At 61.4% G+C, this 24,800-nt stretch carries 26 protein-coding genes and 1 tRNA gene; 8 read left to right on the top strand and 19 right to left on the bottom strand.

Going from position 1 to position 24,800, the window contains the following annotated elements:
* Positions 1-225 precede the first annotated feature (225 nt).
* Both FHS47_RS05765 and FHS47_RS05760 read left to right on the top strand, forming a co-directional pair.
* A complete protein-coding gene (locus FHS47_RS05765; RefSeq protein ID WP_167024177.1) occupies positions 226-849 on the top strand; it encodes an OmpW family outer membrane protein in 624 nt (207 codons plus the stop codon).
* Positions 850-852: 3 nt separating this feature from the next.
* A complete protein-coding gene (locus tag FHS47_RS05760; protein ID WP_167024174.1) occupies positions 853-1,614 on the top strand; it encodes a cyclic nucleotide-binding domain-containing protein in 762 nt (253 codons plus the stop codon).
* Positions 1,615-1,686: 72 nt separating this feature from the next.
* On the opposite strand, the gene FHS47_RS05755 is transcribed toward FHS47_RS05760, so the two are convergent.
* Positions 1,687-2,364 (bottom strand): LysR substrate-binding domain-containing protein, encoded by a 678-nt coding sequence (locus tag FHS47_RS05755; protein ID WP_343203521.1) that lies wholly within the window; start codon positions 2,362-2,364, stop codon positions 1,687-1,689.
* A 324-nt stretch (positions 2,365-2,688) separates the two neighbouring features.
* Here FHS47_RS05755 and FHS47_RS05750 point away from each other — a divergent pair, with 324 nt between their 5' ends.
* Together FHS47_RS05750 and FHS47_RS05745 are read left to right on the top strand one after the other, a co-directional pair.
* On the top strand, positions 2,689-3,714 hold the full coding sequence (locus FHS47_RS05750; RefSeq protein ID WP_167024168.1) for an alpha/beta hydrolase: 1,026 nt from the start codon (positions 2,689-2,691) through the stop codon (positions 3,712-3,714).
* On the top strand, positions 3,704-4,681 hold the full coding sequence (locus tag FHS47_RS05745; protein ID WP_167024165.1) for an EamA family transporter: 978 nt from the start codon (positions 3,704-3,706) through the stop codon (positions 4,679-4,681). Before FHS47_RS05750 ends, FHS47_RS05745 begins: the two co-directional genes overlap by 11 nt.
* Here FHS47_RS05745 and FHS47_RS05740 read toward each other — a convergent pair.
* Both FHS47_RS05740 and FHS47_RS05735 read right to left on the bottom strand, forming a co-directional pair.
* On the bottom strand, positions 4,617-4,940 hold the full coding sequence (locus FHS47_RS05740; RefSeq protein ID WP_167027690.1) for a metalloregulator ArsR/SmtB family transcription factor: 324 nt from the start codon (positions 4,938-4,940) through the stop codon (positions 4,617-4,619). The genes FHS47_RS05745 and FHS47_RS05740 overlap by 65 nt on opposite strands.
* Before the next feature lie 50 nt (positions 4,941-4,990).
* Positions 4,991-6,274, bottom strand: a complete 1,284-nt coding sequence (locus FHS47_RS05735; protein ID WP_167024162.1) for an arsenic transporter — start codon at positions 6,272-6,274, stop codon at positions 4,991-4,993.
* Between the two features lie 75 nt (positions 6,275-6,349).
* Between FHS47_RS05735 and arsH the strand changes: the two genes are divergently transcribed.
* On the top strand, positions 6,350-7,084 hold the full coding sequence (gene arsH, locus FHS47_RS05730) for an arsenical resistance protein ArsH (RefSeq protein WP_167024159.1): 735 nt from the start codon (positions 6,350-6,352) through the stop codon (positions 7,082-7,084).
* A 2-nt stretch (positions 7,085-7,086) separates the two neighbouring features.
* Positions 7,087-7,485, top strand: coding sequence for an arsenate reductase (glutaredoxin) (arsC, locus tag FHS47_RS05725; RefSeq protein WP_167024156.1), 399 nt, complete (start codon positions 7,087-7,089; stop codon positions 7,483-7,485).
* 25 nt (positions 7,486-7,510) lie between these two features.
* Here the strand turns inward: arsC and FHS47_RS05720 are convergent, their stop codons facing one another.
* Together FHS47_RS05720 and FHS47_RS05715 are read right to left on the bottom strand one after the other, a co-directional pair.
* Positions 7,511-8,356 (bottom strand): NAD(P)H-hydrate dehydratase, encoded by an 846-nt coding sequence (locus FHS47_RS05720; RefSeq protein ID WP_167024153.1) that lies wholly within the window; start codon positions 8,354-8,356, stop codon positions 7,511-7,513.
* On the bottom strand, positions 8,356-9,111 hold the full coding sequence (locus FHS47_RS05715) for a histidine phosphatase family protein (RefSeq protein WP_167024150.1): 756 nt from the start codon (positions 9,109-9,111) through the stop codon (positions 8,356-8,358). Before FHS47_RS05715 ends, FHS47_RS05720 begins: the two co-directional genes overlap by 1 nt.
* Positions 9,112-9,466: 355 nt before the next feature.
* Between FHS47_RS05715 and FHS47_RS05710 the strand changes: the two genes are divergently transcribed.
* On the top strand, positions 9,467-9,895 hold the full coding sequence (locus FHS47_RS05710) for a hypothetical protein (RefSeq protein ID WP_167024148.1): 429 nt from the start codon (positions 9,467-9,469) through the stop codon (positions 9,893-9,895).
* Positions 9,896-9,986: 91 nt separating this feature from the next.
* Here the strand turns inward: FHS47_RS05710 and FHS47_RS05705 are convergent, their stop codons facing one another.
* Positions 9,987-10,220 (bottom strand): DUF2188 domain-containing protein, encoded by a 234-nt coding sequence (locus tag FHS47_RS05705; protein ID WP_167024146.1) that lies wholly within the window; start codon positions 10,218-10,220, stop codon positions 9,987-9,989.
* Between the two features lie 236 nt (positions 10,221-10,456).
* On the opposite strand from FHS47_RS05705, the gene FHS47_RS05700 reads away from it, so the two are divergent.
* Complete coding sequence (locus FHS47_RS05700) at positions 10,457-11,485, top strand: SIR2 family protein (protein WP_167024143.1); 1,029 nt, start codon at positions 10,457-10,459, stop codon at positions 11,483-11,485.
* Between the two features lie 202 nt (positions 11,486-11,687).
* On the opposite strand, the gene FHS47_RS05695 is transcribed toward FHS47_RS05700, so the two are convergent.
* From FHS47_RS05695 to FHS47_RS05630, 13 genes are all read right to left on the bottom strand, one after another.
* Complete coding sequence (locus tag FHS47_RS05695; protein WP_167024140.1) at positions 11,688-12,023, bottom strand: immunity 53 family protein; 336 nt, start codon at positions 12,021-12,023, stop codon at positions 11,688-11,690.
* A gap of 433 nt (positions 12,024-12,456) precedes the next feature.
* On the bottom strand, positions 12,457-12,819 hold the full coding sequence (locus FHS47_RS05685) for a hypothetical protein (protein WP_167024134.1): 363 nt from the start codon (positions 12,817-12,819) through the stop codon (positions 12,457-12,459).
* Between the two features lie 103 nt (positions 12,820-12,922).
* A complete protein-coding gene (locus tag FHS47_RS05680) occupies positions 12,923-13,270 on the bottom strand; it encodes a hypothetical protein (protein ID WP_167024131.1) in 348 nt (115 codons plus the stop codon).
* Between the two features lie 114 nt (positions 13,271-13,384).
* A complete protein-coding gene (locus tag FHS47_RS05675; RefSeq protein ID WP_167024128.1) occupies positions 13,385-13,882 on the bottom strand; it encodes a hypothetical protein in 498 nt (165 codons plus the stop codon).
* Positions 13,883-13,954: 72 nt separating this feature from the next.
* Positions 13,955-14,383, bottom strand: a complete 429-nt coding sequence (locus FHS47_RS05670) for a hypothetical protein (RefSeq protein WP_167024125.1) — start codon at positions 14,381-14,383, stop codon at positions 13,955-13,957.
* A gap of 69 nt (positions 14,384-14,452) precedes the next feature.
* Positions 14,453-14,716 (bottom strand): hypothetical protein, encoded by a 264-nt coding sequence (locus FHS47_RS05665; protein WP_167024123.1) that lies wholly within the window; start codon positions 14,714-14,716, stop codon positions 14,453-14,455.
* Between the two features lie 799 nt (positions 14,717-15,515).
* On the bottom strand, positions 15,516-15,929 hold the full coding sequence (locus FHS47_RS05660; protein WP_167024120.1) for a DUF4279 domain-containing protein: 414 nt from the start codon (positions 15,927-15,929) through the stop codon (positions 15,516-15,518).
* 192 nt (positions 15,930-16,121) lie between these two features.
* Positions 16,122-16,577, bottom strand: coding sequence for a sel1 repeat family protein (locus FHS47_RS05655; RefSeq protein WP_167024118.1), 456 nt, complete (start codon positions 16,575-16,577; stop codon positions 16,122-16,124).
* Between the two features lie 302 nt (positions 16,578-16,879).
* A complete protein-coding gene (locus tag FHS47_RS05650) occupies positions 16,880-17,470 on the bottom strand; it encodes a hypothetical protein (RefSeq protein WP_167024115.1) in 591 nt (196 codons plus the stop codon).
* A gap of 4 nt (positions 17,471-17,474) precedes the next feature.
* Positions 17,475-22,061, bottom strand: a complete 4,587-nt coding sequence (locus FHS47_RS05645) for an RHS repeat-associated core domain-containing protein (protein ID WP_167024112.1) — start codon at positions 22,059-22,061, stop codon at positions 17,475-17,477.
* A gap of 460 nt (positions 22,062-22,521) precedes the next feature.
* A tRNA-Ser gene (locus FHS47_RS05640) sits at positions 22,522-22,611 on the bottom strand.
* 89 nt (positions 22,612-22,700) lie between these two features.
* Positions 22,701-23,981, bottom strand: a complete 1,281-nt coding sequence (serS, locus tag FHS47_RS05635; protein WP_167024110.1) for a serine--tRNA ligase — start codon at positions 23,979-23,981, stop codon at positions 22,701-22,703.
* 183 nt (positions 23,982-24,164) lie between these two features.
* Positions 24,165-24,755, bottom strand: a complete 591-nt coding sequence (locus FHS47_RS05630) for a hypothetical protein (protein WP_167024107.1) — start codon at positions 24,753-24,755, stop codon at positions 24,165-24,167.
* Positions 24,756-24,800: the final 45 nt, after the last annotated feature.

Here is a 24,800-nt window from a genome sequence, read left to right as displayed (position 1 = left end):
CGCGCTTCGGTGCCCTCGCCCTGGGGCGGTGCAACGTGGGTGCAAGTGTCGACTGGGGGACGCCCGGGCCACTTGACCTTGATCAAGATCGCCGCACACCCCGGCGCAGGGCGCTGCGGCAGGAGGTCGCAGGCGGCGCAACAGAGCCGCGGAACTGATCCAGATCAATTGGCCGCCGTCCGTGCCTTCCAGAATGCGCCTGCATTCCACACCAAGGACATAACAATGAAACCCCTGCTCCCCTGGCTCGCACTCGGCGCCGCCGTTCTCACCACCCTTCCCGCCCTTGCCGCCGAAAACCTCAACGGCAACGACCAATGGGTGCTGCGCTTCGGCGGCGCCACCGTGCATCCGGACAGCAATCCGGGTCATCTTGCCGGCATGAAGGCCAAGGTCGACAGCAGCACCCGCCCGAGCATCGACCTCGAATACCTGCTCACCCCGAACTGGGGTATCGACGTGCTGGGCGCGCTGCCCTTCCGCCACGAAGTGCGCCTGAACGGCTCGAAGGCCGCGACCACCAAGCAGTTGCCGCCCACGGTCGGCGTGAACTACCACTTCGTGCCCACCTCGCAGGTGTCGCCGTTCCTCGGCCTGGGCATCAACTACACCCATTTCTACGACAGCAAGGGCAAGGGCATCCTCGACGGCGCCCACGTGAAGCTGGACGACAGCTGGGGCGTGGCCGCACGCGCCGGCGTGGACTTCAAGCTCAACGACCGCTGGCTGCTCACCGCCGACGTGCGCTGGATCCGCATCCGCACCGACGTGAAAGTGGGTGGCACGAAGGTGGGCAACGCGCATATCGACCCGATGGTCTACGGCTTCAGCGCCGGCTACCGGTTCTAAGCCATGACCCAGGCCTCCGCTCCGATCGACCTGAGTCAGCTCCGCCGCAGCTGCCGCGCCTGCGGCCTGCTCGAACTGTGCCTGCCGGCGGGCATCGACCAGGCCGAGTTGGAGCGCCTGGATTCCAGCGTGCGCGACAAGCGCACGCTGGAAAGCGGCGGCATGCTGTTCCGCCAGGGGGATCCGTTCCACGCGCTGTATGTGGTGCGCTCAGGCACGCTTAAAACGGTGGTGCAGGACGCCGACGGCGCCCAGCAGGTACTCGGCTTTCACCTGCCCGGCGAGATCGTCGGCGTGGATGCCCTGGCCCACGATACGCACCAGAGCAGTGCCGAAGCACTCGAACGCAGCAGCATCTGCGAACTGCCCTACTCCCGTCTGGAAGAACTCACATCGCAGATTCCGGGCCTGCAACGGCAGTTGCTGCGCATCGTCAGCCGCGAAATGGTGGCCGAACAATCACACGTGGTGACGATGGGCCGCCAGCAGGCGCAGGAGCGGCTGGCCATTTTCCTGCGGAGCCTGAGCGAGCGCTACGGACGCCTGGCCCGCGACACCACCCACCTCATTCTGCCGATGTCGCGCTACGACATCGCCAACTACCTGGGTGTGGTGGTCGAAACCGTAAGCAGATTGTTCACGCGGATGGAGGACCTTGGGGTGTTGCGGGTGTCGCGGAAAGTCATCCACATCCTGAGGCCGGATATGTTGGGGGAGATGTGTGGGGCGGGTGGGGCCAGGGAAAGGGCCGGCAGGGCGTCGTAGGACCACCCGCCCTTCGCAGGCTGGGATTCACGCGGGCTGCGATATCGCAGCCCGTTTTTCATGAGCCGGTGCTCACTGCCTCATGAATGCGACGAACGCGCGCAGTGCTGCCGATTGGTGTCGGCGGCTCGGAAAGTACAAATACGTCGTATCCAGTCTTCCCGACCAGACGGGAAGGATTCGTACCAGCTTCGCTGTGTCCAACGGCTCCGACACCAGCGCGACCGGCGCAAAGGCAATGCCCATTCCCTTCACCGCCAGAGCAATCTGCGACGCAAGATCGTGCACGATCGTGGCGGATGACGGCGTGACCTTCACGGCCTTGCTACCGCGATGCAAGGTCCATGGAATGATGACGCCGGTTTCCTGGCTGCGGCAGACCATCGCGTGATGCTTCAACAGGTCGCCTGGAACCTTCGGCATCGCGTGGTGCTCGAGGTAGGTGGGGGACACCACGAGAATCGTTTCCGATGCCGGCGATACCGGCACAGCCACCATGTCCTGATCGAGGTGGTTGCCGTAGCGCAGTCCGGCGTCGTAGCCCTCTTTTACGATGTCGACCATCCGCGCCTCGACCGCGATTTCGAGCTCTACCGCGGGATAGGCCTGCCGGAAGGCCGTCAGTTTGGGCGCCACGACCAATTCGAAGGGAGCACGAGGCATCGTCAGCCGCAAGGTTCCGGCGGGTCGGCCGCTTCGACCCGAGGCTTCTTCCGAGGCGCGGCGTAGCTGGGACAAGGCAGGGGCCACTGCGCGGAGATAATCCGAACCCACATCGGTGAGGCTCAGACTGCGTGTGGAGCGGCGAAAGAGCGTGGCGCCAAGGCGTTCTTCCAGACTCTTCACCGCTTGGCTGACTGCCGACGCCGAAATGCCCAGTTTTCTTCCTGCTTCCGAAAAACTTCCCGCTTCCGCAGCGGCGACAAATACAGCCAGGCCGTCCAACGAGTCTCTTTGCCCCACTGCCTTAACCTGTAAGTTCAACTTCAAGCCTTATACACGATTAGGGGTCTAACCAAGGTCAATCGGTGCCCCTAGGATGCGGTGATCGCGTTCGAAGAATGGCCGGCATCCATGCACAAACCACAGCTTCAAGCGAAGACCTACCGCACCCCACGCCACACCACGCACTATGTCGAATGCGGCCCGGCCAACGGGCCGCTCATGATGCTTCTGCACGGGTGGCCGGAACTGAGCTTGATCTGGCGGGCGCAGATGCGGGCGTTCGCCGAGGATGGCTGGCACTGCGTCGCTCCCGACATGCGCGGCTACGGCGGCTCGTCTGCGCCGGAGGCCACGGACGCTTACACCAACGAGCAGGTGGTCGCAGACATGGTGGAGCTGCATGACCATCTAGGTGGGAAGGCTGCCGTCTGGATCGGTCATGACTGGGGGAGTGTCATAGTCGGCTCGCTGGCTGCCCACGAGTCAACTCGCGTTCGCGGCGCCGTGCTGATCTCGGTCCCCTATTTTCCCGACGCCAACGCACTGCCGACACTTGTGCCTCTGGTCGACCGGACGATCTACCCGGCTGACCAATACCCGGATGGGCAGTGGGACTATTACCGCTACTACAACACGCACTTCGACGCGGCGGTTGCAGACCTCGATGCGGATATAGCGTCGTCGCTCGCATCGATCTATCGACGTGGCGATCCTGCCAGCGTCGGCAAGCCCGCGGCGAATGCCATGGTTACCCGTAAGGGCGGACGCTTCGGCAGCGCGCATCGCGCACCGCCGACCACGCCCGATCCGGCGCTCTGGCCTGCGGAAGACTTCGCTGTACTGGTGCAGCAGTTTGGCGCCAGGGGCTTTCGCGCGCCATGCGCATGGTATCTGAACGATGACGCCAACATTGCCTACGCACGCCGAGCGCCGGACGGGGGAAGCCTTCGCATGCCCGTGCTCTTCGTCAACGGCGAGTACGACCAGATCAACACCATCCATGGCAATCGCTACGGCGAGCCGATGCGCGCGGCATGCAGGGATCTCACCATCACGAACCTGCCTGGCGCGCATTGGCTGCCACTGGAGTGCAAACAGGAATTGGTCGAGGCGATCCGCACATGGCTTCGGAACAAGAGCTTGCATGCAGCATAGTTCTGAAAGTCGGCGCGGCGATTCGAACTCCCGCGACGGTTGGGCTCGAAGCCGCACCCTGGTCGTTCTCGCGGTCGGATACCAATGGTTCTACAACGGTGCCAACTTCGTCGCCTTCAAGATCGGAGGCGATGCGATCCATCCCCTTCTTCTCGCCACGATGCGTTTCGCCATCGCTGCCGTGGCGATCCTGCCCTTGGGACTTTTGCGCCTGCGTGCACACCCAACCCGCACTCGGGAATGCGTCAATGCCGCAGGACTAGGCGTGGTGATGCTGGTCGGCAGCCAGACAACGGCCATCCTCGGTACGCACATGCTGCCGGCGGGCGTCGCGTCGGTCTTCGGATCGGCGGCACCCCTGTTCCTCGCGCTGTTCGCCTGGATCGCCTTGCGCGAACCCATCGGATGGCGACAAACCTGCGGCATCGGGCTGGGCTTCGTCGGCCTCGTGCTCATGGCCTGGTTCACCTCGGGAGCGGATGGATTCAAACCATTGGGTGCCGCACTGACACTCTTCGCCTCCGCCTGCTGGGCCGGCGGATCGCTGTGGGCGCGGCAGCTACGCCTGCCCGCCGATCCGGTCGTGGCGCTGACAGCGCAGTTGACCGCTGCCGCCGTGGTTCTCGTGATCGTCGCCGCATCGACAGGGGAGCCAGGTCGAACGGACGTGATACACCTGCCGGCCGCAGCGTGGGGGTCACTGGGCTTTCTCGTCGTCGGCAGCACGCTGGTCGGCTATGCCGTGTTTCTCGCCGTGAACTCGGACGTCTCCCCGACGATCGCCAACACCTTCAACTATGCCGCGCCCGTGGTTGCGTTGCTGCTTTCCGCCGCACTGCTGGGGGAGCACCTGTCGTTCGCGAAGCTGTTCGCGGCTGGAGTGGCGCTGTCTGGCGTTGCACTCATGATTCGTGGGGGAGCGCCTGGGCACACGGTCCGCCCGAGGCCGCGCAGCAGTTCTCGGTGAGGAAGCCCACCAGGTGGGTCACCGTATCCAGCACCGGGGTGTAATAGATGAAGCGGCCCGCCTGCCGGCTCGTGACCAGTCCGGCGTGGGTCAGTTCCTTCAGGTGGAACGACAGGGTGGCGCTGGGCAGGCCCAGGGCTTCGCCAATGGCTCCGACCGCCAGGCCGTCCGGGGCGTGCTCCACCAGCAAACGGAAGATGGCCAGGCGGCTCTCCTGGGCCAGGGCAGACAGGGCCTTGATCGCATCGGGGGTGGTCATGGGGGGCGTCATACCGGCGCAGGTTACCAAACCTGCTCCCACACGCCGGCTCACCACGCCACCCGCACGGCCAGGGCGACCAGGGTGATCAGCAGAACGGGGAGCGTGAGGGTAACCCCGACTTTGAAGTAGTAGCCCCACGAGATTCGCACGCCCTTCTGGGCCAGCACGTGGAGCCAGAGCAAGGTCGCCAGCGAGCCGATGGGGGTGAGCTTCGGCCCCAGGTCGCAGCCGATGATGTTGGCGTAGATCATGGCCTCCTTGACCGCGCCCGTGGCCTGGCTGGCGTCGATCGAAAGGGCCCCCACCAGAACCGTGGGCATGTTGTTCATGACGGAGGACAACACGGCCGTGGTGAGTCCCGTGCCCAGGGCCGCGCCCCAGACGCCGTGGGCGGCGAAGCGGTCGAACAGGCCTGCCAGGTAGCCTGTCAGACCGGCATTGCGCAGCCCGTAAACCACCAGATACATGCCCAGGGAAAAGAGCACGATCTGCCACGGCGCACCGCGCAGCACCTTCATCGTCGGAATCTGGTGGCCCCGCGCGGCCACGATCAGCAGCGCCACTGCTGCGGCGGCGGCAACCGCGCTGACCGGCACCCCCAACGGTTCCAGCCCGAAGAAGCCGACCAGCAGTGCGGCCAGCACCCACCATCCGGCGAGGAAGGTTGGCCGGTCGCGGATCGCTTCCGCCGGCGCCTTCAAGCGATCCCATGGGTACGTAACCGGCACGGCCCGGCGGAAATAAGCCAGCAGCACCGCGAGGGAAGACGCGACCGACACCAGGGCCACCGGGACCATCACTGCCGCATAGCGGCCAAACCCGATGCGGAAGAAGTCCGCCGACACGATGTTGACCAGGTTGGACACCACCAGGGGCAGGCTGGCGGTGTCGGCAATGAATCCCGCCGCCATCACAAAGGCCAGGGTGGCGCCAGGCGAGAAGCCCAGGGCTACCAGCATGGCCATGACGATCGGGGTGAGGATCAGGGCCGCTCCGTCGTTGGCGAACACCGCCGAGACCGCGGCACCCAGCAGCACCAGGAGGGCGAACAGCACCCGCCCCCGCCCTCCGCCCCACCGGGCGACGTGGAGCGCGGCCCACTCGAAGAACCCCGCTTCGTCCAACAGCAGGCTGATGACGATGACCGCGATGAAGGTGGCCGTGGCGTTCCAGACGATGTGCCAGACCACAGGGATATCAGCCCAATGGATAACGCCCACGCACAACGCCACGGCGGCGCCGGCCATTGCGCTCCAGCCGATGCCCAACCCTCGGGGCTGCCAGACGACGAGAACCAAGGTGACCAGGAAGATCAGGAACGCTAAGAGCATGAATGCGGCGTTGGCGGCTTCGAAAGTTGATCTCCATAGTGCTAGAGTTATCGAAATGACACAACCGGAGGCCCCATGGCCGCGCCCTCCCTGCCTCACCTCACCCACGACCTCCCTGCCCCGGTCCAGACCGATCTGGTAGGCGCAGGCGATGCCGGGCACCCGCCGCGGATCCTCCTTCTTTATGGCTCGCTGCGGCCCCAGTCCTTCAGTCGCAAACTGGCCCTGGAAGCCGAGCGCATCCTCCAGCACCTGGGCGCCGAGACCCGAGTGTTCGACCCGGCCACGCTGCCCATGCTCGACAGCGTCCCGGCGGACCATCCGAAAGTGCAGGAACTCCGGGCGCTGTCGCTATGGTCGGAGGGCCAGGTCTGGGTCAGCCCTGAACGGCATGGGACGATCACCGGGGTGTTCAAGAACCAGATCGACTGGCTACCTCTCGAAGAGGGTGGCGTCCGCCCGACCCAGGGCCGCACCCTGGCGGTGCTCCAGGTATCCGGGGGCTCCCAGTCCTTCAACGTGGTCAACACCCTCCGGGTGCTCGGCCGCTGGATGCGCATGGTGACCATCCCCAACCAATCGAGCGTCGCGAAGGCCTGGCAGGAGTTCGACGCGGCCGGCCGGATGAAGCCCTCCCCGTTCTACGATCGGGTGGTGGACGTCATGGAGGAACTGGTGAAGTTCACCTACCTGGTGCGCGGGCGGGCCGATTACCTTGTGGACCGCTACAGCGAGCGCAAGGGTGCGGCAGAAGCCCTTGCTCTGGCTGCGGCCTCCGGCGCCGCCTCCGCCTCTTCGACACAGGCCTGACCATGAACGCGACGATCTACCACAACCCGGCGTGCGGCACCTCGCGCAATACCTTGGCGTTGCTGCGCCACGTCGGCATCGAGCCCCAGGTGATCGAATACCTGGTCACCCCACCCGACCGGAGGACGTTGATCCAGCTGATCGCCGACGCCGGCTTGACCCCGCGCCAGGCAGCCCGCGAAAAGGGCACGCCGTTTGCCGAACTGGGCTTGGGCGATCCCGGGGTGACCGACGATCAGATTCTGGACGCGATGCTCGCCCACCCCATCCTGATCAACCGACCCTTTGTGGTGACCGAGCGTGGAACCCGGCTGTGCCGGCCGTCGGAGGTTGTTCTGGAGATCACCTCGCCGCTTCGATCACCGTTCGTGAAGGAAGATGGCGAGGTCATCGCTCCTTAGGAGTAGGTTGGTTTCGCGGATCGGATTACGAGAGCGCATCCAGGATGCGCGGGATATACCCGAGCGTCTCGCGCGCCAGAAAACCAAGGTGCCCCACGTTCCTTGCCGCCATCCTGCCGGCCCTGCCGTGGGCGGCGACCGCCCATACGGACGCCTGGACCGGGTCGGCGCCGCGCGCGAGCAGACCGGTGAGGATGCCGGCGAGTACATCGCCCGAACCCGAGGTGCCAAGACCCGGCGCATCGACCTCATGAACCCACAGGCGTCCATCGGGTGCAGCGATCCACGTCGTCGGCCCCTTGAGCACGACTACGGTGTCGAAGCGGGCTGCCGCGTCGACGGCTATGTCGGCCGGACGCCGACTCACCTCCTCGGGGCGCAGGCCGAGGAGGTCGGCCATTTCCGGAATATGAGGGGTAATAACCAGCCGGCCCGCAGCCGGCCGTAACGCGTCCTCATGGAGGCTGCCTGCGTCCGCAACCAACAGCGGCGCGGCACGGGCGATCTGCAAAGAGGCCGGGGACGCGCCGGTCGCCATGCCCGGTCCAACAAGCACCGCGCCGGCCTGTCGGACGAGCTCGACCATGCCGGCGTCAAGCGTGCCGAGTTCTCCGTCTTCTCCAACCCCTATCGCTGCAACGCCCGCCTCGGGCATCGCCAAGCCAGTCTGGAGCGCCCACGGCTCCCCGGTCATAAGCATCAGTTTTCCGGCACCCGCCCGGAGTGCAGCCTCGCCCGACAGGAGGGGTGCACCGGGCACCTGGCGAGAGCCGCCCACCACGATGATCCGGCCCCGGTCTTCCTTGCTGGTTCCGGGTGCGGGAAGTGGCCATCTACGGAGCAATGAGCGCGTGACACGAATGCCATTCATCAGCGTGGCCCCGCCGGCACGTCGCTCTCCGTGGTGACGTCCACCGCTTCCAGTGTCGGGGGCACGAAACGGCCATGACGGAGGGTGAACGTCACGGGTGGGCCCTTCTGGACGTCGTACTCTGCGTAGCCGCAATTGGGGAAGTCGCCTTCGGCGTCGATCGCGAGGATGTCGTCTTCGCGCATGTTCTCCAGAAGGTATCGGAAGCAGTTGACGATGACCTGATGGCCGACGACCACAACCCGGCAATCCGGCTTGGTCAGCCGTATGCCGTCGATGACACTGCGAAGTCTGAGAATGACATCACACCAACTCTCCCCGCCTGGGGGACGGAAGTAGAACTTGCCGACCATTGAACGCTGCGCGGCGAGTTCCGGGTATTTGTTCTCGATACCCTTACGGGTATAGCGGTCGAGGATGCCGAATTCCTTTTCCCGCAGGCGCTCGTCGATCTCGATGGCCGTCTCGGTGATGCCGAGCTTCTTTGCAAGGATGGCCGCGGTTTCGTGGGCGCGGACAAACGGCGAGGACAGGATGGTGTCGGGACGGACTCTATCGGGCAGGGCTGCGAGCCATTCGCCCAAGGCGTCGGCCTGCGCTTTGCCCAGTGGCGATAGCGGTGTGTCGGCATCCCGGTTGTTGAGGGCGATGAGCTCCTCGCCGTGGGCTTCGGCGTGGTCGCGTAGCACGTTGCCGGCGCTTTGGCCGTGTCGGACGACGTAGAGTTTGCCGTGGGGTTGTGGGGTTTTCGCCATCGATGCCTCCACTGTTTGGTGGAGGATTGCGGGGCTGGTGTGAAGGCTGCGTTCGGTGTCGAGTGGTGCGTGGCGACACATTGGTTAGGGTCGGGTGATGCAGGATGGCCGACGAGAATCGCGGCCCGGACTATGTCGCTATCTAAACAAGGTATATGGACGCCGGCGAGTACACTCGGCCCTGATGGCACGAATGACGAATTTAGTTCTGAAGAAATCGTGCAAGACACGCTTACTGCCCCCGGCTACAGACTGCATACCGAATGTGTCCCGAATCCGACCTGCTTCGTCACGAATAATACTTGGCACTGCCGCCCTGGCCTAAGGTCATTGGTCAAACTGCCGATACCTTTACATGAACCCAATAGTCAAAGCACATTCCCAACCGTGGCACGTCATATTACGCACGATCATGATGCTCCTTTGCCTTGTTCCCATATCGACGATTGCGCAAGACTTCCAACGTGGCCTTCGTAATTACCAAGCCATCGTAAACGGGCAAAAAAGGCTGGACAGTCTCTCTCCCGACGAGCAGCGCGAAGTTATTCTAGTTTATCGCGCGACGAAGGACGTCCAAGACGACACCGGTTCGACCGAATGCCAGAGCGCCAGAGAGGAGGCGGGCGCGGCAGCAAATGAGAGCCTTGGATACGCCAAGCGCTACATGCAGTGCCTTGAAAATGGGGATCTGAGCGAAGACTGCAGTAGCGAGTTCCGACGGGTGAAAAATGCTCAGGGAGACTACGAAGGTGCGGTGCTGTCAGTCCGAAGCGAATGCCAGTGACATATTCACCTTCACCGTGCCCGCTCGTCCGCGGGGCCTGCTGGCCTACCTGCCGTGTGCAGTTTCCAAGATATACCAAAATCCAAACAGCTCAGGGAACCTTGTCCTTCGGCGGATTCGGATCGTTACCGTAGCTGTCGGAATCGCGAATGCGGCCGTCACGGCCATGTGTTACGAGTTCGACCTTGTCGCGTTTCGCCTGGTCACGTCCCTGAATAAGGGCCTCGGCTTGCGTACGATGAATAGAACCAGCCCTCTGGTTACCCTCTTTGATTACCGCCCAACCATCCTTGCGCGGAACCACATGGATGTCTTTCTTCGTCATGGAGCTCTCCTTTGGCGGGACCATCTTGCGCCCGCCGAGTAGCTGATTCAATCCCGTTTAACTCATGACGGTCTATCTGCACCTGCAGTTGCTTACGTTAAGAGCCTTGGCCTTCAACCCCGTTTACGCAAATTCGGCAAGACACATTGCTACGAGGTTTTGTCGTTGTCAAAGTTCTCAGTGTTAATGAGCCAAGCGCTGTCGGTACGATAGCCGTAAGGCTGATAGGGACTTCAATGTTTAAGTCAAAAACCGTGTTTGTTATTGGCGCAGGGGCCAGCTTTGAGTTGGGGTTTCCGCTAGGCTCGGGCCTGAAAGACCGCATCGGCGACCTCAGCGATTTCTATTTCGATTATGCCAAGCTGATTCGGGGAGACGAGCTCGTCCAACAGGCGCTCCACATGAGCTACAAGGCCGCTGGACGCGACGGCAATCTTGCCTATCGCGCGGGCCGGGCGATGAAAAGCGCCTTGCCCTTGGCGATTTCAATCGATAATTACCTTGAGGCGCACTCGACTGACGAGCATGCACAGATCGTCGGCAAGCTCGCCATAGTCCGCGCCATCCTTGAGGCGGAGGGCAACACCAGACTCACCACGGGCCGAGGACGCTCATCGATCGATTTTTCGGATACTACGCTTCAAGGTTCGTGGCTGACCCGGCTTATTAGGAACCTTACGGAAGGCGTCAAGCGAGAAGACACGGACGACCTCTTCCAAAATGTCGGCTTCATCACTTTCAACTACGACCGATCACTTGAAGAGTTTCTCTGGCGGGCTCTGCAGACCTATTACGGCATGACCGAGCAGCGCGCGGCAGAGATTGTTGGCATGCAAGTGGTGTATCACGCCTACGGCTCCGTCGGTCGGTTGCCCTGGCAATCCGGCGGCGGACCCGAGGCGCCCTACGGTGAGAAAGTCAGTGCCACGACGCTCCTCGAACTCTCGAAGCGTATCCAAACATTTTCCGAGCAAATCGACAATGCCCACCACTCGGCGATGATCGAACGTCTCAGCGAGGCGCGCACTGTTGTCTTCCTCGGGTTCGGTTTTCTCGAGCAAAACATGCAACTCCTCGAACTCCAGGGCCTTCACGCCGCCGAGCGTGTCTATGCCACGGCGCTCGGCTTCTCCCGAAGTGACTGCGATGTCATCACCGAACGCATCCGTGAGGTTCTCATCGACGAGTTGGTGCCGGTAGAGCTTCGAAACGACCTGACCGCAGCCAGGCTCTTCGACGAGTATTCCCGCAGCATCACCCAGTAGCAAATCGGGACCCATACAGCCCCCATGCAAGCACCTGCGCGGGGAGACCTCGTCATAGATTTCCCCTGTTGTGCCGCGCGACAGACCAGCCGTGGTGACGCGGTGTCCGTCAGGGAATTCATACGACTTTTCGGCACTATTCTGGTCAGCCCGACTAATTCGGTCGTCACCCGCCTTATTGGTGGGTTGGTTGTTAGATTCCCTAGCCGGCGTGTTGACGCTCCTCGGAACCGCCCAGCTCGCGAAAGAAGGCCTCAAGCAATTCCACAAAGTTCCCGATTCCGCCGCAAGCCCTGAACTTTTTCTCCACGATCTCGTACTGGAACCAGTCCGAATCACTGCGCACGATTCGCACCAGTGGGAGAGCGACTTCCTCCCACTCTGTCTCTGCCAGATCAATCGATAAAATCCATCCAGGATTGTCCAGTGTGTCGATGGTTATGCCAAATGAGTGCTCCCAATCTCCATCGCATTGGTTCTCGTACCATTGTTGGAGGCGAAGAACCGCTTGGCCTGTCCGGTTAACGTCATTATTCATTGTTTCGGTAGCTCGTCAGGTCGTGCAGGTTACACCGCGCGTTCCCGCCTCCTTAACGTGAGGGATTGGGACAACGGTGCCGTCAGGATTTGTGTGCGCTTTGCCCGTTACGTCAAAACGCTTCGTTTCTTGAAATCCCGACGGGTTCTTCGCGTTGGGCTCATAAGTCGCCGTATTCGTTATCTTTCCATCGGGTCCGCTCTTGTAAACAGAGTGAGCACCTTCCGCCTCACTCACTGGCTTCAAGTTGTTCTTGCTTCGGCCGAGGCCTTTGGCGATATCCTCGGCTCCTTGGCCTACCTCTTTCGCGACTGTTGCGGCCTCTTCCCTTTGCCAAGAGAGCTCTCTGCGTGCCCCGTCGGCTACGGAAAACCGTGGCACCGTGACTTCGTCGGGAGCGGAGTGCACAGGTGAACTGCAACGCACACAGCGGTCATTCCTGACGGCGCGGCATGGCATCGATGTCCACTTCGATCGCCTTCCCGGCTTGAAAGCCGACCTCGCTTCCTGGCGCCCACACCAGCACAAGGTGCCGTGGGCCCGCCCAGGTTATATCAACGGCGCTCCCCGGCGGCCGAGGTAATAGGTCGTGGGAGAGGTCGAGGATATGGACGCCGGCCTTCTGGCCCAGCTGACGCAGGGTGACCGTCGTCGATATCCAGGCATTTCCCGGCCCGCTTTGCTGGACGGTCTCGGCGTGCACCGTGTACTCACCGCCAGGGGACACCGAGTCTGTCCGCCACACCACGGCTTGGTCGCTCTCACACCCGTTGAGCAGAAAAAGGAAAGCGAGCAAGGCATTTGTCCCCCTCCTGGTCCCCGGACGAGAGCCACCCGGCAGGTCAGAGCAGCGAACCAGCGCTAGGTCAGTGCCCTTCCTGGTCCCCAGCCCCGGCCGGTTACGCAATGGCTCCATTCGGGCAAGGGTTTTCAGGCAGCTTGCTGTAGATAGCATTGCGTTGGGTGCGTGTGGATGTGAAGGTCAGATTGCCCTGACCGTCGGGCTTGAGGATGAACCCGATAGGTCCTTTTCCGGGCAGGATAAGCCGGGTGAATATCTCCTCGTCAAAAACGTGCGCCCTTCCCCGAACTTCCATCCGGCAATTGATGCCCTGCATGATGTACGTCCCGTCCGCTTCGATGCCGAAGGTGTCAGGTGGTAATGGGTCTTCGTTCTTCGAGACCTTCCAGTAACCGACCATCCAGGGCTCAATACCCGCACTTCGTCCGGGCAAGCGCGGCGGCATGCGAGGAAACCAGGCAAGTGACCAACACCACACCCAAAAAGCGCAACAATCGCCATTCCATTTCATTGACCTTCAATGCCCGGAACCTTCGGGAATACGCCCGACATTGTCCAACTACAGCTTGGAGCTCTGCCACTGAGTTCCATCCGCGCGCTCCAGAAGAGCGTTGCCGCCCTCAATACCCACGCATCTTCCCCACTCGAGATGCGAACCCGTACGAGGAAGTTGGCGGATATCCGAGTAGAGCAACTTCAATCGAATTTCCTCGACGTTCCCGGAAGCATGAAGCATTCGTACGACAGGAAATTCAAGTGTAGCGTCCAAAGGAATCAAGTTGAGTCCGCCGTAGCAGGACACCACGGTCTTACCGTCGTCCGAAAGAAAACCTTTGGTCACGGACTCATTCCTCGACCAGAGGACGTCCTCTGGATTGCGCCTCGCAAACACCTCTAGATGCGGTGGGTTTACTGTCGAATGGGCGCAGTAGCGGCCCTCTTTTGAGCAGAAGGCGGTTTCGTTGGCAGGTTCAAGCGGTGTATCAGCGTGCGTCACGCCCGCGGCGAGCCATAAGAGGAGAATGTGTGCAGCTCCCGCCAGGGTCTGCCTGCTCATCGTTATAAGTCCTTAGCAACAGATAACCTTGTCATTCGCGACAGACCCGAATGCGCGCGGACGCAGCGGACACTAAGCGACCAAAAAATTCTTCACGCGACGATTCAGGAAAAGATAGGCACTCAAAGCTACAACCTGCAAGACCGCAAAGAGAAGATCATAAAAGTAGGCGCCGCGAGAGTAACTCACCCCGTTGATTAGCTCGATTAAATAACCTGCAACGTAGAGCCCCACGACACCTAATATATAGACCAGGCGACCGAGGCTCCTCGCTTTGAGCAGCAAGATCCCCGCACTGAAGAAAAGGCAAACAGCTATGGCAAATATTAGTCCGCTGCCGTTGATCCACCAGTTGGCTGATCCAATCCTCTTCTGACCTACGACGGCGCCACCTGGAATAACGATCGTTGCCACTAGAAGCAGCACCGACATCAACGAGAACAGTGTTAAGACCCTCAAAGGTCCAGGCATTTTCTTAAAACTTTCGACAAGGTCATTCATGTCTAGATGGCTACAATTTCTTGTTACTTACATACAAGTCTTGGCGTGACTGCACCGCCGCCTTGGCGCTTACATCCAATAACTGGCCGCTGCTGCGCAAATGCCAAACGCCATGCAGAAAAAAAGACCTAGCCAAACACGTCGCCGCAATGCAATGCCTTCCGCACTCAAGCCTGGCATCAACATCGCATTGAACGGCTGGCTCAAAGGCGTCTGTCCTTGCTCGCGCCTGTCCCGAACGTTTGAGCGCATAAGCGCCACCGCATTCGTTCCAGCCCAGAAGAAGCTGACCGATGCTAGCAAGACGAAAATCAGGAACAGAAAATCGGGCATTGGGCACTCATTGCCGGGAACCGAACGGATCCGCGCACGGTATGTTGACAGGCTCCGCACCAATCCGCTCAAGCGCAACGCGTATGGTGTCTGCGGGCATGGCAGGCTGAGGCGAGCATGGCCGTTCAAGAAGGGCGTGAATGAGGGCCGGAGCAGCCGATACCGCACGATGGCCAACAAAGCCCAACGATGCGGCGGCTTCGCGGCGGACAATATCATCCTCATGTCGCATAAGCCCAGCCAGGATGGAGATGTCTGCATCGCTAACCTGGGCGGGATTTCGTCTCACCCATTGGGTCATCTGTATGGCCGTTCGTGCTCTCGGGTCCCGGCTGCGCCGCCCCCAGATAGCGTCGGCGGCCCAACTCACATAGGATTCACCGCCCACCACCGCCACATGGCCTGTCCGTACAGAGGAACCACAGGTTGTAGACCACGTTACAAATGCCACGATCAAAGTAAACACGCACACTCGGAGTATCACGCGCACCATCCCAGGTTCATCGTGCCGCGTTTGCCAACCATGTTGATGCCATGGGCAGATACTGGTAGCTGCTGCATCGTCCTACGAGCCATGAGTTTGTACGGATTTGGATCGAATGCAGTGGAGGCGCCATCGACGGCGGCCAACGGTATCCGGCAACGGTTATGAATGATGACCCTGCGTCGTCGATGACTAGAGATTACCGGGCCAATTTTTTTCTACATGACGCGTTCCGCGCCCTGCATATCAGCCTCATTCGAAGGTCCCGCTACCTGTGTCACGTGCTTGCGGCGTTGAACTCGCGGTGCCAATTTATCAGTCCGTTGAATCGTAAATATCTAGTGCCAGTTCGATGCCGCGCTCGGCTAGATCCTGTAGGCGCTCCGGCGGCAGAGATATTCCATCATTACCTGATCCCATAAAGAGTCCACAGAAGAGATCTATGCTGAAACTCCGACGAATGTCCGCCCAAACATCCTGGTCATTTGTCAATTTACCCAAAATCTCATCGATCTGCCCGCACAGATCTTCTGGTTCGCGAGTCTGTGCAACTAACTTCCACATACCCGTTCTGGCAATCCTCACTTGACCGGTAGACTGCCCAAGAATTTCGCCCCCTTTTTGCTGAGAATCAGTGGGCTCACTCCCCAGCATTCGGCTGACTTCGTCTGGTACGAGTAACTCACCAGCGATACGCAATGTGGCGCGAGAACGCGCAAAAGACGGCATATTTCACCTGTTCGTCGTCAGAGTCACACTGGCCATCCGGCTCAGCATCCAATTTGGCATATCACTTGGACTTAACGTCATCCAAGTTGCCTACGACCTCTCCCGTCGGATAGATCACATCTCCTGTTTTTGGGTCAACGCCGAATAAGGCTCGTCGCGTCCTATCGAGTCTGGTCACTCGGAAGCGTTCGCTTAATGTCCCTGCGGATCTGACTTCAAAGCATGCGGGTCCGATGCACGCTTCCCTTCTTCCCCGACGCGCTTTAGTTTTTCCTGCGCTTCATTGTAGCCGGCGTTGGCTGACTTTCTCAGCCAGAACAGTGCACGCTCGCGATCAAGCGCCGTGTCGTTGTTCATGAAGTCCTCGTAGACATTGTATTGCGCGACCGGATCGCCATTCTCCGCGGCAATGAGTGCCCAGCGCCTTTCCTCCATCGGGTTAACAAGCACGAAACCGTAGAAGACGGAGATCTTGGACGCCGCCTCCGACGACCCACGCATCGCCTCAACCGCAAGGGTTTGCAATTGCTGCTGCGTGAGGACCAAGTCTCGATTGAGGTTCACCGGCTGCTCTGGCGCAGTTTGTGCGAAGGCCGTCTGGACCGCGAACCAGAGCACTGACATGAGTAGCGTTTTAGACTCCTTCATGAGATGGCCTTAGTGCTGGAGTTCCAGACTCGCGCGATTCGAGCAGTTCGAACCGAGCCTTGTCGAGCGTTGGCGACTCGAAGCACGCCGGCACCGCACCTGAGCTTGCTGCCCGCTCCGTCTGCAGGCGCCCCGCGAGACCATCCGAAAGGCGACATTTGTACACGCTCACGCAGGTTGGCCGGGGATCACGCCCTTGGGCTGCCCACTTGAAATAGCAGCTTATCTGGGTCCTAACGGCATCAGCTACTTAGCTGGAAAGGCTCGACTCGGAAAAATACAACTTCGGGCATGAAAATAGGTCATGCAATACCAAATGCCTGACGGTTCCTTTCGACCACCTCCTTCAGCAAAGCAACCGCCGCATCTGGATCTTCCCTCAAGCGCCCAAGAAGGCTTCGGCCGAGCTCTTCGTCGCGCTTGCCCAGGCGAGCCAACATCTCTCTGAACATCGCTTTGAGCGTTTCTTGAGCCCGAGTAAATTCTTGGGCCAGGACCAATCCCGAAGCGAGCACGAGGTGGGCATGTGGATTTAGCATGGCCTCTGAGCCCTCTAAGTAGTGCAAGAAGCTATGCAAAGTCATCGGCGGCCCGGGCCGCAGTGCCTCAGCTAATTCTGGCCGAGCCAACACTCGCTCAACGACTTGCTCGTCAGAAAGTTCACCCTTGGCTATAAATCCACCATCCTCCAGGCGGCTGCTATAGAGCAGATTCTCGCCAAATGCATCGAAAAGTGGAAAGCGAAATTGCCACAAATATATGCCTTGAGGCCGGTCCTCTAGCAGAACACCATGCAAGACAAGGTCACAGTCCTTGCGAAAAAAGTAGCCGCCCGACTGCGCCAAGCCATCGACTTGCTGACGCAGGAGACGAGCAATCGAACGCTTATTCATGTATCTAACGACCTACGGGGTAAATGGGTGCAATGACAGTCCCTACCGGGAGGTTAGCACCATAGGCATTTGCCTGAAATCTACTGATGTAACCCCAGCCGGTTTTGAGGTCGTAGACGGCAATCGGCGCGGCCTTCGGACCCAATACGACGTCGGCCCGAGACGACCCAGGGTAACCATACCTAACCTCAACGTGATCGTAATAACTAACTTCCGTGTGATACAAGGATTGCGGACATTGTGCATCGACAAGTCGCTTAAACTCGCTATGGATGAGCGTGCCGCGTATCCAAGGCAGCTGGCAACGGAGGCCGCATTCTGCGTCGACCTTGTTGGCAGCTTGGGTCGCCAACTTCGTCAAGAGTTCCTCTGCTTCTAGCATCTGAGGCGTTGGAACCGCTGGCTGATACTCGTATTTCTCGCCCAAAAGTCCTAGCGGATCCACCGCACCCAGTGGGTTCGATTCGGTGTAGCTATAGGTGCTAATACCACCTGCCAGGCCAATGGGGTCGCTCTGTAGGTAGCGACCGGTGGACGGGTCGAAGTTCCGATAGGTGTTGTATACGGTGCCCGCTTCCGCGTCGTAATACTGCCCTGCGAACCGAAGGTTCAGTACATAGCCGCTCGCCGACGTCGGCGCCTGCTCACCAAACGGGTTGCTCTGATAGGCCCATCTCCACACCACCGCGCCAGCGGCGTCGGTAACGGCACGTGGCGTATCCAGTCCATCGGCATGCACGAAGGCAACCGTGGTGCCATCCACCACTGCGACGGGCGTGTCGTCCATCCAAACGTAGTCGCGCGGAGTGGCGCCGTATTCGCCCACCAATCCGCTGGGGCCGTATACGTAGCGCGTCGTCGCTGAGCCAACGGTCTTGGCGACTCGGTGAGAGGCAGCGTCGTAGACGTACGTCGCGACCGTCGCGCCGCCCTGCTGAAGCACCGTCAACTGGCCGCGTCCGTTATAGCCATAGCCCCAGGCCGTACCCGCACTGGCGTTAGCTGTGGTCGAGCCATTTGCGTCGTAGGTGCGAGAAGCAGCACCTATGGTGGTCAGATGGTGCGAGCTGGTTTCATAGCCGTAGGTGCCCGTCGCCAATCCCGGAGCCGTCTTGCTCAGGCGGTCCCCCGCCTTGGAGTAGCTATAGGTCTCGACGGCTGCACCACTCGCGTCCTTCACACCCGTGAGCCGGTATAGCGCGTCGTAGGTGTACGTCTCAATGGCTGGCGACGCGCCCGACGCATTGCCCAGGGCGACGATGTTGCCGACGGCGTCGCGCGCCACATGCAGGTTCAGCGCGGGGCTGACTATATCGGTGAACCGATAGTTGGCGTCATAGCTACGGGTGATGGTCTGGCCATTACCCAGTGTGTAGCTAAGGATCGGACCGAACGGCAGATACGTTGCCGAGCTGACCACCGCGCTCGCCAATCCATTGGCCGGCGTGACGGTCACCGTCGTGATCTGGCCGGCGGCATCGCGGCTGTATTGCGTCACGAGGCCACTGGGCGACGCGGTTGCCGCAAGGCGCCCCGCCTTGGTGTAGACGTAGTCCGTCGTGTCGGTGACGGTGCCTTGGGTCTGGCGCTGTTCGATCACCCGACCTTGGTTGTCGTAGCAGTAAACCGTCGTGACCGCATGTTCCACGACCCGGGTCAGACGGCCGATGGGGAACGAACTGGCGCAGCCGGTGATGCTGTTGCCCTCGTCGTAGTGGAAGGCCACGTTGAGCGAACTGTCTGCATAGCTGACCGAGATACGCCGGCCTATCGCATCGAATGCCTGGGTTGCGACCGTCGCCTTGGCGTCGGTGTAGGTCAGTGCGTTGCCAGCGGCGTCAAAGGTCGACGCCTGCGTGCCCGTATCGGGGCTGGTCTGGCCGATGGGATTGCTGAGACCATCGAGGGCATACGTGGTCTTGAGACCATCCGGGTCGGTGACTGCCGTCAACTGGTTCAGCGCATCGAGCGCAAATACGCTGGTCGTGGCCTTGGTCGCCGTATTGGTACCGTTGGCGTCCGCCACGCTGCTGACCAAGCGATCGAGGACGTCGAAGCTGTTCTTTTGCACCGTGCCCAGCGCGTCCTTGGCCGACACGAGGTTACCGTTGGCGTCGTAGCTCCCGGTGGCCGTGGCATCGAACACGACATGACCCAACCCATCCGTCACGCTGACCAACTGCCCCAACTTGTTGTATTTCCGCGACACACTTCGACGCGACACGCCCAAGGCGTCAAAGGTCTCCTCCTTGATGCGGTTACCCGAAGCGTCCAGCGTGTAGTGCATGTGCTCGCCGAGGCCATTCGCCACATCGATCAGGCGGTGCGCATCGTCGTAGCTGTAGGTGACCGTCACACCATCCGGATCGGTCACGGATTTGAGCGCGCCCACCGGGTCATACGTCAGCGTGGTGGTGGCGTCCGCCGACGATGCCGAACCATCGGCATTCGCACGCACGGTGCGCGTAGCGAGCCAACCGCGCGGCGTGTAGGTCACGTCCGTGATGACGCCATTGGCGTCCTTCTGGCGCACCGGTCGGCTATTCCGGTCATAGGCCAGCGTGGCCGTGACATGCCCGGCTGCATCGGTGACCTGAGCAAGGTCGCCGGCACGATGACACGCTCCGCCCACCGCGGCGCATCCGCTCTCATCGGTGGTCAGGTAATACGTGTAGGACGTGACATCGCTGACATCGGTCCGTGGCCCATCAACGCTGAGCAACAACCCCACTTGCGGACACTGCGTGCTGTCAACCGCATCGCAGTACGTGTAACGCGTCTGCCGGATGCCTTGGGGTGCATTGGTCTGGCTGCCGCAGGTGTAGGCCGTCGTCACCGACGGATCGATGACGCATTCGGCCGTGGCTTGTCCGCGAGCGTTGTAGGTCCAGCCGCTTTTGGCCACCACCGCGCCGTTGGCGTCGACAACCGTCTGCGTCAATGGCACACGATGCGTTGCATCCCAAGTCGTGTTGGTCGTGCGCTGCACCGCCGTGCCCGATGCATCGACCTGCTGGGTCAGCAGCCCGTTAGCGTCGTAAGTCGTCTTGGTAACGGTCCCCTTGTAGTCGGTTCGAGTCGCGGGATAGCCGTTCGTGTCGTAGGTGACTGACTTGTTGCCCTGGTTGCACTGGTTGCCGCAATAGGTGCTTGTGCCGCTGGGCTTGAGCATCTGGGCGCCGTCGTCGGCAAAGCCCAAGGTGACCACGAGACCCAACGGCGTGGTGAGGTCGGCGGGAATGCCGCCGTTGCTGTAGTAATTGGCGTAGCTGATGCTGATCTTGTCGGCGCCGCCGGCAAACTGGTTGCTGGTGGCTCGATTGTTCGAGTTGAAGGTGGTGGTCTCATACCGCACCCCCTTCTCGTCGATGATCCCCGTCAGCTCGCTCGGATAGCTGCTCGGCGACGCGGCATACGCAGGCTCGGCGTAGAGGTACTGCCGGCTGGTGCCGTCGGCGAAGGTGACCTTGGCGAGATTGCCGTTGCCGGCATAGGCATAGGCTACGGTTTGCCCCGCCGGATCGATGACCTGGCTCAGGCGGCTATTGGTGTCATACCGCAGACTGAGCACGCGACCTTGCGGATCGGTGACCGCAATCAGCAGACCCGCTGCCGGCGCGATGGCCGGCGCGGTCGTGGCGTCGCTGTAGGTCAGCGTCGTCACCCAGCCGTTGTCGTCGGTGATGCTCAGTAAGCGCCCGGAGGCGTCATAACCCTCGGTCTCCTTAGTAGCCGCCAGGCGCAGCTTGTAGCCTGTGAGCGCTCCCGTGGCCGCGTCCGTTATTGCCGTCAGGGTCTCCGCCGAATCGGTATCGGCCTTCCAAACCCCTCCGGCGGTGGTAAACCGGACCATGGACCCGTCAGGCCGGCGGGCATACAGCAAGCCGCCATCGGGTCCGCTGTTGGGCATGAGGTCCAATCGACGATCGAACGAGTGACGCCACTTCGGACCTAGATTGCTCGATACCACATAGGACGATGAGTTGTAGAAGCGCCTAAACGTCAGCCAAGGAGAGGCACTGACATCGGTGTCTTGCCGGTATTCGTTGCCGTTGGCCGCGTTGATGGGATCGCCTTCGAGCGAGGTTCCACGATCCGCATCCTGACGCTTGGTGGTGCCGTTGCCGCTGCTGCCGCGCGGACCCATCGAGTCTTGCCCGGAGCCGTTGCCGGCCGTGCACATCGTGCGGCATCCACCGGCGTTCTTCGGCTGAAAGCCAGAGCCCGTAACATCTTCGGCCCAGATGTACCCAAAGAGGTCGCTGCTGCTGGTGCCATCGGAATGGATATAGGTAATGGTGATCGTCGCAGCGGTGCCGCTGTGGGGACCGCCGTAGGCAACCGAAAACGAATGGGGCCCGCATTCCAACGACCCGTTGTTGCAGTCGGCTTCATAGCCGCCAATGAGCGAATTGACCGCTGCATCGACAGAGAGAAACCCGCCTTCCGAGCCCCAGGCCGTGTTGTAGCTGTAGGGAGGGCCGTAGACCCAGTCGGCCTGCGCTACACCACTCGCCAAGACGAGCACCAACAACGCGGCAAGCCGACGCCACAGTGACCAAATGCCGTCACGATTTGCGGAAAAGTCCATGACCGCCCCTGCTTGAGAAAATTCGCAGGAGGATACGAGGCCACTGTTGTGAGCGTGGGCTGATATGCGTGTAGGATTTTTCCTACATGCGGCACGAACGGGCCAGGGACGAAAGCGGCTCTGCCACTGGAATGGCTTTCGTGTCCAACACTTGCGGTGGGGTCATACGGAGCCCGCGCGCGTGAGGCAACGCAGAATGTCTGTGCTGTAACACGAGGAAATGTGATGCGTGTCTCAACCGAAGAGTAACCGGTGATGGGACGTGTGTGGATCAAGGCACCGGATGGAAGAAATCTGATCGACGTGCAGGGGTATGAACGGTGGGTGGAAGGTCAAATGATCTTCGATTTACAACGGAGAGTCAGCGGTTAATCCGCTTCGTTGTTCTAGCCAGGGAGTTACATGAAATACATAGTTCTCGCCACAGCCATCGCGCTAACAGTCATCATTTAGCTTGGTCTGGCGGAGAGAGTGGGATTCGAACCCACGGTAGGCTTACACCTACGGCAGTTTTCAAGACTGCTGCCTTAAACCACTCGGCCATCTCTCCGTATTTACCACACCGTCTGGGCGTTGCACCCACCCGGCTTCCCGCTTCGAACGCGCCAGGGCCCCTGCCCCAGCGCGCCCAATTGTACCTCAGGCGATAGCCTCAATCCCCGCCATATACGGCCGCAACACCTCCGGCACCTCGATGCTCCCATCCGCCTGCTGGAAATTCTCCATCACTGCGACCAGGGTGCGACCCACGGCAAGCCCAGAACCGTTGAGCGTGTGCACCAGCTCAGGCTTCCCAGTGGCCGGGTTGCGCCAGCGCGCCTGCATCCGCCGCGCCTGGAAATCTGTGCAGTTGGAGCAGCTGCTGATCTCGCGGTAGGTGTTCTGGCTGGGCAGCCATACCTCGAGGTCGTAGGTCTTGGCGGCGGCGAAGCCCATGTCGCCCGAGCACAGCAGCACCTTGCGGTAGGGCAGCTTCAGGGCCTGGAGCACGGCTTCGGCGTGGCCCACCATTTCCTCCAGCTGCGCCATGCTGGTGTCGGCGGTGGCGATCTGCACCATTTCCACCTTTTCGAACTGGTGCTGGCGGATCATGCCGCGCGTGTCGCGGCCGTAGCTGCCGGCCTCGGCGCGGAAGCACATGGAATGGGCAGTCATGCGCATGGGCAGTTCGTCGGCTTCGACGATGCTCTCGCGCACGAGGTTGGTCAGCGCCACTTCCGCGGTGGGGATGAGGTAACGCTTGGTATCACCCACCTGCGTGCCGAAGAGGTCTTCCTCGAACTTGGGCAGCTGGCTGGTGCCTTGCATCGCATCCGCGTTCACGATCAGCGGCACGTTGTGTTCCAGGTAACCGTGCTGCGTGGTGTGCAGGTCGAGCATGAACTGCGCCAGCGCCCGGTGCAGGTGCGCAAGCTGGCCGCGCAGCACCGTGAAGCGAGCGCCGGAAAGCTTGGAACCCGCTTCGGCGTCGAGCCAGCCGTGACGGGCGCCGAGGTCCACATGGTCCTTCACCTCGAAGTCGAACGGACGCGGGTGGCCCCAGCGGAGCAGTTCCACGTTGTCGCTCTCGTCCTTGCCGAAGGGCACGGACTCGTCGGGGAGATTCGGGATGCCGAGGGCGATGTCGGCGAGCTTGGCCTGTACTTCGGCCAGGGCGTGTTCGTTGGCCTTGAGCTTGTCGCCGATGCCGGCCACCTCGGCCATCAGCGGCGCCACGTCTTCGCCCTTGGCCTTGGCCTGGCCGATGGCCTTGGAACGGGTATTGCGCAGGTTCTGCAACTCCTGCGTCTCGGTGGAAAGCGCCTTGCGCTCGGATTCGAGGCGCTCGATCGTGGCCACGTCGAGGTCGAAGTTCCGGGCGGCGCGGAGGCGTTCTGCCGTTTCGGCGAGGCGGCCGCGCAGGAGGGCGGGATCCAGCATGTTCTAGGCTTCCGTGGGTGTCGAATGCGGGATTATCGCAAAATGGGGCGGAAGTCGCTGGTGGGCGGTGGGGGTGGGCAGCAGCGGTGAGGCGAAAGGCGCTGGGTCCCCGCCTTCGCGGGGACGACGGTGAGGTGACAGTCACTAGGTCCCTGCCTTCGCAGGGACGACGGCAGGTTGCCGTCAGGGCATGGGTTTCAGGGAGGGCTCCGCCTTTCGCCCCAGCCACCACCCCATGGCCGCACCGGCCAGCAGCCAGCCGAACGCCTGCTCCACCAGATATCCCGCCGTGAAGGCGCCGGGGAAGCGGTACCAGTTCCAGAAAGGCACGCTCAAGGCCAGCCACGAGAACACGCCGAAGGCCAGGCCGATGCACAGGCCGCGCACCAGCCCGAGGCCCGCGGTGCGAACCAGCACCAGGGCGACGAGCAAGGCGGCCAGGGTGTCGGAGAGCCATTGGTGGAACAGGTTGCCGCCCATCGCCAGCGGGTCCTTGCCGTTCGGGGTGTAGACGATGAAGGCGTATGGATTGGTTTTCGCCTTCTCCGAATAGGTTTTCATCGCCTGGTCGTTGCCGTGCATGGACGGGTCGAAGTGCGGCAGCACATAGATTCCGTGCTCGGGCGGCAGCCCTTCGCGCAGGGCGGCCAGCACGCTGTCCTCGTTCGTGGGTGCGCGCATGGACAGCTCGCCCAGCGGCAGCACCATGTGCGCGAACGCGCCCCAGAAGAACATCACCAGACCACCGATGAGTGTCGCAATGGCGATACGCATGGCTCCTCTCCTCCCAGGATGGTGGCCCGAGCGTACGTCCGGGCC

It is taken from the genome of Luteibacter sp. SG786 (genome assembly GCF_011759605.1).
Taxonomy (GTDB): Bacteria; Pseudomonadota; Gammaproteobacteria; order Xanthomonadales; family Rhodanobacteraceae; genus Luteibacter.
The sequence above is the reverse complement of the archived record's forward strand: the minus strand, read 5'-3'. Positions and strand labels throughout refer to the sequence as shown.